The organism is Brachybacterium sp. UMB0905, from assembly GCF_002871795.1.
Classification (GTDB): Bacteria; Actinomycetota; Actinomycetes; order Actinomycetales; family Dermabacteraceae; genus Brachybacterium.
Window position 1 is genome coordinate 118,063 of record NZ_PNHL01000010.1, and the last position, 10,837, is coordinate 128,899.

The 10,837-nt window shown below is 69.6% G+C and carries 3 protein-coding genes; all 3 read right to left on the reverse strand.

Going from position 1 to position 10,837, the window contains the following annotated elements:
• Nucleotides 1-2: 2 nt before the first annotated feature.
• Nucleotides 3-6,017, reverse strand: coding sequence for a pullulanase-type alpha-1,6-glucosidase (pulA, locus tag CJ197_RS10975; RefSeq protein WP_102236789.1), 6,015 nt, complete (start codon nucleotides 6,015-6,017; stop codon nucleotides 3-5).
• A gap of 138 nt (nucleotides 6,018-6,155) precedes the next feature.
• Nucleotides 6,156-8,816: an alpha-1,6-glucosidase domain-containing protein gene (locus CJ197_RS10980; protein WP_233190871.1), complete on the reverse strand. Its 2,661-nt coding sequence runs from the start codon at nucleotides 8,814-8,816 to the stop codon at nucleotides 6,156-6,158.
• Nucleotides 8,817-9,189: 373 nt separating this feature from the next.
• A complete protein-coding gene (locus tag CJ197_RS10985; RefSeq protein WP_146007760.1) occupies nucleotides 9,190-10,542 on the reverse strand; it encodes a hypothetical protein in 1,353 nt (450 codons plus the stop codon).
• Between the last annotated feature and the right edge of the window lie 295 nt (nucleotides 10,543-10,837).

The following is a 10,837-nucleotide window of genomic DNA, read 5'->3' on the forward strand; positions in this document are numbered from 1 at the left end:
GGTCAGCGCCGACGCCCCGCCGTGACCGTGGCGCCGCCGAGCAGCAGGATCGCTGCCGCGAGGGCGAGGGCCCAGGCCTCGATGCCGGTGCGGGCGAGCGGCCCCCGTGCAGAGCTGTCCGGTGCGGGATCCGCGGGATCCGCGGGGCCCGATGGGGCAGGGTCGCTCGGCGCCGGATCCTCGGGCTGTCCCGGCTGTTCCGGGTCCTCCGGGTCGCCCGGCTGCTCCGGGTCCTCCGGCTCGCCGGGCCCGGTGTCCTGCGCCTGCTTCGCGATGAACACCGCCACGGTGTGCGCGGGGATCGTCACGGTGCCGCTCGCGGTATCCCACGTCGACTCCTTGACCACGGGGTCCGCGCCCTCGGCCTGCACCGGGTGGAGGGTGTACTCGAGGCCTGCCATGCCCTCGATCTGCTCGGTGATCGTCTCATCGGAGGCGTTGAACACCGTGACCAGACCGTCCAGGGCAGGATCAGCATCCTCTCCGACGGTGTCGTCGACCCGCATCACGAGCAGCCCGGGCGTCGCCTCGGGACCGGCACCCGGGAAGGTGACCTTCTGCCGGATCAGCTCCGCGTCCCCGAGGGTGAACAGGGTCGAGGAGGAGCGCAGGCGCAGCAGATCCAGCGTCACCTCGCTGCTGGTGGCGATGTCCTCCGGGGTGGGGGACTTCGCGGGATCCTCGAGCATCGGTCGCATGAGGTCCCAGGCCTCGCCGTTCTTGCCCTCCGGCGGCAGGCCCTGGCCGAAGCCGTTGCCCTGCATCGTCCAGTCGATCGTGTTGAAGTGATCTCCGGAGTTATAGGAGTCGCGGTCCAGGGACTTCGAGCGCATGAGGTCCGTGCCGCCGGCCCAGAAGGCCGGGGACTGCCCGAGCGCCACCGTAGCGAGCGAGAGGGTGTTCATCCGCCCGCGCACCTCCATCGGCGCATCCTGCGGCAGCTTCCACACGTTCAGGTCGTACAGCGCCTCATTGTCGTGTGCGTCCACGTAGTTCACGGACTCCTCGGGGCGGGTTGCGAACCCGGCCGGGGCCCCGTTGTAGTCCAGCTGATCCCCGCGCAGCACCTCGCCGCTGCTGGTGAGCAGCTCATAATCCTTGAGGTTCCCGGCCAGCCCCAGGCGGATCAGGTCGGTGCGGTGCAGCAGATCCTTCCGCTGGTCCTCTTCCGAGAGCTCCGCGAAGCCGTTCGGCATCGTGAACTGGCCGTTGCCGAAACCCTGCCCGGTGCGCTTGTCGACGTCAAAGGGGCTGCCGCCGTGAACACCGTCGCGCAGACGGTCGTTGAACGACCCGATCGACGTCCCATCCAGCTGGCCCTGCGTGGCCTGCGGGAACCGGGCGTTGTTCTCCACCTCGCCGAAGTTCCAGCCCTCGCCGTAGAGGTAGATGCTCGTACCGTCCACCCCATCGGCCTCGAGGGTGAGCTCATCGAGAGCCTCCCGGACCGCTTCCATGTTCGCGCGGGAATGGTGACCCATGAGGTCGAAACGGAACCCGTCCACACGGTACTGGCGGGCCCACAGCACGGTGGAGTCCACCATGATGCGCTCGGCCATCGCATGCTCGGTCGCGAGGTTGGAGCAGCAGGTGGAGCTCTCCACGCCGCCGGTCAGGTTCAGCCGGTGGTAGTAGCCGGGCACCACCTGATCCAGCACAGAACGCTCCGCCTGCCCGTGGGCCGCGGTGTGGTTGTACACCTGGTCCAGCACCACCTGCAGACCCATGCCGTGCAGCTCACCGACCATGGAGCGGAACTCCGCGGTGCGCTCACCGCCCTCCTGGTGACCCGGGCGCGCGTAGGAACCCTCGGGCACCATGTAGTGGAACGGGTCGTAGCCCCAGTTATACGCATCCTGATCGGCGACCTTCGCGACCGCGGCCTGCTGCTCGGTCGAGGCCGGGCCGGCATCGGGGATGCTCGGCTCCACCTGCGCGGCACGATCCTCCTCGATGGTCGCGATATCGAAGGTGGGCAGCAGGTGGACCGTCGTCACCCCGGCATCGGCGAGCTCCTGCAGGCGCTTCGTGCCGGTGGAGTCCACATGGCCGAACGCCCCGTAGGTGCCGCGCACCTCGGCGGGCAGCGCCTCATCTGCGCCGGAGAAGTCCCGCAGGTGCAGCTCGTAGATGGTCTGATCAGCGAACTGCTCGACGATCGGCGCGGGCGTGTCCTGCCAGACGGCGGGCGCCCAGCGCTCATCATCGAGGTCCACCAGGACCGACTGCTCGGAGTTCAGGGTGAGGCCGACGGAGTACGGGTCGGTCACCTCATTGGTGACAACGGCGTCCTCGGCGGGGACGTACACCGTCACCGCGAAGTCGTAGGTGCGGTCCTCCCAGCTGGGCTCGCCGGTGATCGTCCACACCCCCGCGGCGGTGCGCTCCATCGGCAGGACCTGCTCCTCGGGTGTCCCGGGGGACAGGCGCAGGGAGACCTCCTTCGCGGTCGGCGCCCACAGCGAGAGCGTCGGCGCCCCGGAGTCATCGAACACCGCTCCGAGCTCCGCCTCCGCGGCGCCCTCGGCGAACAGCGCATCCAGCACACCGGGGATCTGCAGCCCGGTCATCACCTCGATGCCGTCCGGGCCACTCTGCACCACCGCGAGCTGCCCGGTGAGGGCCTGCTCGAGGGTGGCGCGGTCCACCCCAGCGAGATCCAGGGCAAGGAAATCCGCGAGATGAGCGCGGCCCTCGAGCTCGGTCTCCTCGAGCCCGCCCTCGCGCAGGCTCAGCTCGCCCAGCTGCTCACCGCCGGTCACCGCGCCGTCCTCGACGGCGAGGCCACCCTCGGGTGCGGCCCACAGCTGCCAGGTGACGGCCGATGGGTCCGCGGCCCGGTCGGCGGGCCAGGCGATCGTGTCGGCGTCCACGAAGTGGGCGAGCTGCTGCCCGGCCCCGGCGACCAGCGGATCCTCCGCCTCGATGGTCAGCTCATGGGTGCTGATGTCGTAGGAGAAGGTGACGACCTTCCCCTGCTGGGTGGAGAAGGTCCAGTCCGCGCCATCGCGCTGCCCGCCGACCCCGTAGTTCTCGTCCCACGAACCTCCGTGGGCGACCTTCACCCCATGGCTGCCCGCGGGGATCTTCGTGGTCGTGAAGGTGTAGACGCCATCGCCGTCACCGTCCTGCATCCACGTGCTCATGCACGCGGGCATCCAGTCCTCCGCGCAGCCCAGAGCCGCGTTGAACGAGCCGGGCAGGGTCACGAACGGGCCCTGTGCACTGGATTGGACGATGTGCGTCTTCGGGTCGTACCAGAAGGTGATCGGGCCGCCGTCGTGGGTGTAGGAGATGTCCTCGCCGTCCGGCACCCCGTTCGCCCCGTAGTTCTCATCCCACGAACCGCCGTGGGCGACCTTGTACGTGTAGGTGCCCTGCGGGATGTCGAAGGTGCCGGTGTACAGGCCGCTCGCCTCATCGAGCGTCAGCTGCGCGGCGGCGCAGTCCGGCTGCCAATCCCCGGTGCAGCCCATCGCGGCGTTATGCGAGCCGGGCAGCGTCACGGTATCCGCGCTGATGTCCCCGGGAGCATCCGTGGCACCGTCCGCGGAGAGGTCCGCGCCGACCACGCCCGTGGTGGACGCCGCGACCCGGGAGCCGTCCGCGTCGGTGGAGACCGCACGGTACTCGATGACGGTGCCGGCCGGGATGCCGCGCACATCATGGAACACCCGCGGGGTGTCATCCTCCGCGGTGCCCAGCGGCGTCCACGCCACCTCACCCGCCAGGCGGTAGCTGAAAGAGGTCTCCGCCCAGCGATCCTCCATGAGGCTGGCGCTGATCGGCGCGAGGCCCTCGAGTGCTCCACCGGAGACGAGGTCGAAGGTGATCGCCTGCTCCGCCCCGGAGTCAGCCACCGGCTGGTCCGCGACCAGCACGATGCCGTCCAGCGCCGGGACGGTGATCTCCACGCTTCCGTCGGCCCCGGCGGTGACCGGGGCGTGATCGCCGTACAGCGGGGTGTAGGTCGCACCCGGGGTGAGTGTCGTGAGGGTGACGGTACGGCCCTGCGGTGCGTTGTTCAGCGCGACCAGGTGCTCGATCTTCTCCTCGCGGTCCACGCGGGCGGCGGCGAACACGCCCGGGCCCTCGTCGGTGAACAGCTCGATCTGCGCGCCGGTGCTGAGCGCCGGCGTCGTGTTGCGCAGCGTCGCCAGCTCGCTGATCAGCGGGTACAGCTGGGCGTCGGGGGAGAAGTGATCGCCATCGCCGTACGGTGAGCCGTCGATCAGGGTCTCGTCGAGGTAGGACGGGGTCTGGGAGGGGAACATCGACTGGCGGGCGCCCTTGTCGTTTCCATCGCCGACGAAGCCCTGCTCATCGCCGTAGTAGATGACCGGCTGCCCGCGCGTGAGCAGCATCGAGGTGTGGGCGAACGCGGCCCGCTCGTCGAGACGGACGGAGTCCCGCAGCAGGTAGCCGATGCGGCCCATGTCGTGGTTGCCCACGAAGGTCGGCAGATCCGCTGCGGAGGAGCTCGGGGTCGTGTAGTAGTCATCGGCCCGGAACAGGGCGGCGAAGCCCTCTGCGCTGTAGCCGCGGGCCCAGTTCGTGGCCGCGGACTGGTAGGCGAAGTCCAGCACCGAGCTCATGTCGGTGTCCCGCACATAGGGGGAGAGCTTCGTGGCGTCGGCGTCGTATACCTCGCCGAAGGTGAAGAACTGCTCGCCGGCCGGGGTCGCGCCTTGATGCTCCACGAGAGCCTGGGTGAACGTCTGCCAGAACGCGAAGTCCACGTGCTTGACGGTGTCGATGCGGAACCCGTCGATCCCGAAGTCCATCCACGTGGTGTAGATGTCCTCCATCGTCGCGACCACGCGCGGATCCTCGGTCATGAGGTCATCCAGGCCGTCGAAGTCCCCGAAGGTGACCGATTCACCCTCCCACGTGGAGTTGCCGCGGTTGTGGTAGAGGGACGTGTCGTTGAGGATCTCGGGGACCATCACCTCGTTCTCGGGGGCGCGCACGGGTGTGTAGGGGAAGGACGTGGCCGGATCCAGCTGCGGGAAATCCGGGGACTGCGCGAGCGCGGTGACGTCGACCGGATTGCCGTCGGCGTCGCGGTACGGGGAGGTGGCCTGGTCGATGTAGTCGTAGGTGCCCTCCTCGTAGTCGATGAGGTCCGCCGTGTGGTTGGTGATGATGTCGAAGTAGACCTTGATGCCGCGCCCATGCGCGTCATCGATCAGAGCCTTGAGCTCCTCGTTCGTGCCCAGGTGCGGGTCGATCGTCGTGAAGTCCGTGACCCAGTAGCCGTGGTAGCCGACGCTCGCATCCTCGCCCTCGCCCTGCACGGGGTTGTTCGTGAACGACGGGGTCAGCCAGATCGCGCTGATCCCCAGATCCTCGATGTAATCCAGCTTCGAGTGCAGGCCCGCGATATCCCCGCCCTGGTAGAAGCCCTCATGCGTGGGGTCGAAGCCGTGGTCCAGGCGGTCACCCTCGATGCCGCCGGTGTCATTGGCCGGATCACCGTTGGCGAACCGATCGGTGAGCACGAAGTAGAAGGTCTGCCCGGCGCCGGGGTGACGGTGCGGTGCGGCGGCAAGCTCCGCGTCGGCCTCCGTGTACTCCCCGGGCTGATCCGGCAGAGAGATCGACAGGCGCGAGGTGGCAGCGTCGAACTGGAAGCGCACCGTGGTGGGGGCGGTGACGGCGAGCGGAATGTTGTCCTCCCCGCCATCCAGGCCGTAGGCCTCATCCCAGCTGCCGCCGATGGTGACCTTCAGCTCCCACTGCCCCTTGGGGACCTCGACCTCGGCCGCCCACACGCCCTCCGTGCCGGTGGGGGAGAGGGCAGTCGCATCGCAGTCGGGCGCCCAGTCCTCGGCGCAGCCCAGCTCGGACTGCAGCGAGCCGACGAGCACGGGCATGCCCGGACCCACGGCGTGCACGGCGCTTGCGCCGACGATGAGCGTTCCGAGTGCCATGACCAGGGAGGTCATGAGCGCTGCGGCGCGATGCGTGAATGCGGTGGAGCGCCCTGAGGAGGGGAGGGTGCCGGGAACCGACATCGAGGACTCCTTCGTCCTGGTGAGGTGAACCGCCGCGCCCGAGCGCGGGGGAGGGGATGGTTGCCAGCACAGTACGGTGACCTGCAACACGAATGCAAGTCATGGGTATATCTTGCAAAAACTTGCAAGGACTGGGGTTCACCCCCGCATGAACACCGCCGCGGTCAGGCCCGGCACGTGGACGGTCCCGTCGGCCCACCGTGCGGTCTTCACGACGTCATCGGCCCCGTCCTGCTGGATGGGGGAGAGGACCGTCGGCGCGCCCTGCGTCTCCTCGACCCTCTCGGTGACCGCCTCCGGGCTCGCGTTCAGCACCACGAGCACGCCTGGACGGGCGTCTGCCTCATCGATCCGCATGATGAGCAGGCCCGGTGTCGCCTCGGGGCCCGCGTTCGGGAAGCTGACGCGCTCGTGGATCAAGGCGGCCTTCCCGAGAGTGAACAGCTCGCTCGAATGCCGTAGCCGCAACAGGTCACGGGCCATCGCCGCGGCGTGGGCGATGTGCTCCGGGGTGGGGCGGGTGGACGGGTTCTCGAGCATCGGGGCCTGACGCTCCCACAGGTGCTCATTGCGCTCGGCTGAGGGCAGTCCGCGGCCGAAGCCGTTGTCCTGCATCGTCCAGTCGATGAGGTTCACCCGGTCCCCGGAGTCGTAGCTGTCGGTGTCCAGGGATTTCGAGCGCAGCAGATCGGTGCCGGCCGCCCAGAAGGCGGGGGACTGGCCGAGCGCCACGGTGGCGAGCGCGAGGGTGTTGCGGCGGATCCGCTCGGCCATCGGGGTGTCCTGCGCGAGCTTGCCGACGAAGGTGTCGAACAGGGTCTCATTGTCGTGGGCGTCCACGTAGTTCACCGTCTCCTCGGGGCGGGACCCGAAGGCGGCGGGCGCCGTGCCGTACAGCAGCTCCTCGCCGCGCAGCACCTGCCCGGTGGAGGTCAGCAGCCGGTAGTCCTTGAGGTTCCCGGCCAGGGAGAGGCGGATCAGGTCCGTGGCATGCAGGAGGGCTGCACGCTGCTCCTCCGTCGTCCGCGGGTCAGCGGGGTTCGGGGTGTGGAACAGTCCCGTCGCGAAGCCACGATGCATGCGGACGTCGGGATCCATGAGGCTGCCGCCGTGCACGGCATCGCGGATCCGGTCGTTGAACGACCCGATCGAGGTGCCATCCAGGTTCCCCTGGATCGCCTGATGGAAGCGGGCGCCGCCCTGGACCTCCCCGAAGTCCCAGCCCTCGCCGTAGACGTACGCCCCGGTGCCCGCGAGCGCCTCGCGCACCGCCTCGAGGTCTGAGCGGCGGTGATGCCCCATGAGGTCGAAGCGGAACCCGTCGACCCGATGCGCCCTGGCCCACAGCGTCACGCCGTCCACGAGCAGCCGGTGCATCATCGCGTGCTCGCTCGCGGTGTTCGACGTGCAGGTGGAGGACTCCACGGTGCCGTCCAGGTCCAGGCGGTGGTAGTAGCCGGGCACGATCCGGTCCAGCACAGAGCGGGGGTGCTGCCCGTCGTAGGCAGTGTGGTTGAACACGACGTCGAGCACCACCTGCAGACCCATCGCGTGCAGCGCCCCCACCATGGTGCGGAACTCGGCGATGCGCGCCCCGCCGTCCTGGTGCCCCTCGCGGGCGTAGGACCCTTCCGGCGCGAGGTAGTGGAAGGGGTCATAGCCCCAGTTGTAGGGGTCGCGGTCCTTCACCGCGAGAACCGCCGCTTGCTGCTGGGTCGAGGCGGGCCCGGCGTCCGGGATCGCGGGGATCACCTGCTCGCTGCGCCGCTCGGGGATGGTCGCGATGTCGTAGGTGGGCAGAAGGTGCACGGTGGTCAGGCCCGCCTGGGCGAGATCGCGCAGGTGCGCGGCGCCGCGGGAGTCGGGGTGGGCGAAGGCGGCGTAGGTACCGCGGAAGCCCGACGGGAGGGCGTCGTCCCCGCCGGAGAAGTCCCGCACGTGCAGCTCGTAAATGGTCTGCTGGGCGGGGCGCTCGCAGCGCGGCGCGGGAGTATCCGCCCAGATCGCGGGCGCCCAGCGGGGATCCTCGAGGTCCACGAGGACGGAGTGCTCGGAGTCGACGGTGAGGCTGACGCTGTACGGGTCCGTGACCCGGTTCGTCACGATGCGACCCTCGGCGGGGACGTACACCTCGACGTCGAACAGGTAGCGGGCATCGGTCCAGGTGGCAGGGCCCGTGACGCGCCAGATCCCGGTGGACTCCTCGCGGCGCATCGGCTGGGGTGCGTCCTCGAGGAGGAGGGTGACGGTCTTCGCCGTCGGCGCCCACACGGAGACCTCCCAGGTGCCGTCCGGGAGTCGGCGGGGGCCGAGCGTGGCGTGTGCGGCGCCTGTGGTGGCGGCGGTGTCTGTGGCGGCGGTGTCTGCGGCGTAGAGAGCGTCGAGGACTCCGGGGATCTGCAGGCCGCTGGTCTCGAGTAGGCGCTCGCCGGAGCGACGGATGACGGCGAGCTGCCCGGTGAGCGCGGCCGTGAGGGTGTCGCGGTCCAGGGGTGGCAGGGTGAGGGCGCGGTGGGCGGCGAGGTGCCGACGGTCGGGGATCTCCTCACCGGTCAGTGGCGTGGAGCGCGGGGTCAGCGGAGCGAGGAGCTCGCCGCCGTGGACGCGTCCTGCGTCATCGTGGGCGAGGCCGCCGGTGGGCGAGTGCCAGAGCTCGAAGTGCTCGAGCCGCTCGGCGGGGTCGACCCGCTCGGCGGGGCTCCGGGCGGGGTCGCTGTCCGTATGGGCGGGCCAGGCGATCAGCTCAGGGGTGAGGAAGTGGGCGTACTGGTGACCGGGGCCGGTGAGGATGCTCTGCATGGAGGCCATTGTTCCTGGGATGTGTTCCGGGCGTGTTCCGGGGCCTTCCTGGGCCGGGGTGTGCTGAGGCTGGGTGCGCGCCGCGGCGGGGCAGGGCGCGGAGTTTCCATGGACGGTACTCAGCTGACCGGCTGCGTGCATATTGCAGGCGGCCGGTCGTCTGAGTGCCGTTCGTGGCCGGTGCCAGGCGGGTCATGGAAGGGGACAGGCGGGCTCGCGGCCGCGGGCCACGCAGTTCAGACGCAGTGCCGTCAGTGCGGAGCGGTGCCGTCAGTACGGCGGGTGCTCGGGGTCGTAAAGCGGGGCAGCGGGACCGGGTGGGCCTGCGGCTGGTTCGTCACTGCCTGGTTCACCCGTCACCGAACCGCCCTCGTCATTTCCCGTCCCACATCCGCTCGCCTCGCCTCCGCTCGCCTCTCCCCGTGCTCGGCGGTGGGCGTCTTCCTCGCGTTCGAGGTAGGAGTTCCAGACGACCCGCAGGTGGTCGCCGAGCTCGCGAGTGACGAGGTCGGTGTTGCGTGCGGTCTCGGTCAAGGGGCGGCTGCGCCCGCGGGTTCGGGCAGTCCACGTGGTCACCCCGGTGTGGGGGTCGCGGATCGGGTCGATGAGCCCGAGGGTTTTCAACCGGTGATGGCTGTAGCAGAGCCGGTGGAGGTTCTGGGGGCTCGTGGGGCCACCCCGGTCTGGATGCTGGTGGTCGAATTCTTCGATGTGGTCCGTTTCGCCGCTGGTGGTGACGATGGCTGCACCCGGGGACTGCGCAGATCGGGTCGATCTGCCGCAGCAACTCCTGCATCGACCGACTCACCTGATACGTCTTCGCCGCCCGCGGCAGGAACGAGCCGTCCACGGGATCGGTCAGCACCCGGTGGAACACGGGGGCACTCACCACGAGATCCCGGGCCATGGCGGGCGGGATCGGATGCGTCCCATCCACCTCACCGGGAGCCTCCGACTGACCGAGCAAGGTCATCACGGGCACGGTGACGTTGATGCGGAACCCCGACTCCGGCACCTCGATTCCCTCGGTCCCGAAGGCGGTCCGGGTCAGGATCGCGTAACGCAGCGCGGCGAGGCTCATCGGCCGACCGGTCTCCGCGACAGTGCCGAACACGTCGAAGGGGAGATCGGATTCATCCGCGGCCAGCGCCTGGCGCTGCGCGGTCTGCACCGCCCGCGCAGCAGCGTCGAGTCGGTGGCCGAGTGCGGTGACCTCCGGGACGGGGCCGGTGACCTGCAGGCACGCGGTGCCGTCCATGTCTGGGGAGGTGAACACCTCGACGTTGCGCTGCTGGGTGGGATGCTCCTGCTGCAGGCCAGCACCGAACCAGGCGATAAGCATGCGCAGCTCGCGGTAGAAGCGGTTCACGTCGATCCCTGCGAGGTCCCACTCAGCGACCACATCATCAACCTGGCGGCGCTGTGCGGGCTCGAGGCGACGGGTGGAGCGGATCAGCCACTCAAACCACTCCACCGGCAACACACCACCCGCGACGAGATCCAGACACAGGGGCAGGTCACGAGTGGCGTGGACGGCATCGCGCAGCTTCCCCTCCGCACGCCCGACCTTCGACCGCAAACCGGCGGCGGCGATCAAGCAGTTGACCGCCAACTCATCCGCCTCACCGGGATGGTCGTCGTCCACGGTCCACAGCAGCGCCAGGTCCCGGACCTCCTCGGCGTAGAGAGTGCCGGCGAGACGACGGCGTTCCTGCACCCGAACCATGAGCTGGGCTTCATCACAGTCCGCCTCCGAGCCCGAACGCACCGCCGCCATCGCGGGCGTGGTGGCGCCGCGCCCACGGATGATCCTGCGCGGAGGGCCAGCGGGAGCGGCCGCCGCATCCTTCCCGCGCCCACCCGTACGCGGGACACGCAACGCGCTCTCGCCGCGGCTCACCGGGGCGATGTCAAGGCGTCGAAGCAACATGGGGCTCGCCGGCGAGCAGTCGGGCGAATGCCTCGGTGGGCGTGAGATAGCCCAGTCGGCGGCGGGGTCGGTTGTTGATCTCCTCGGCGAT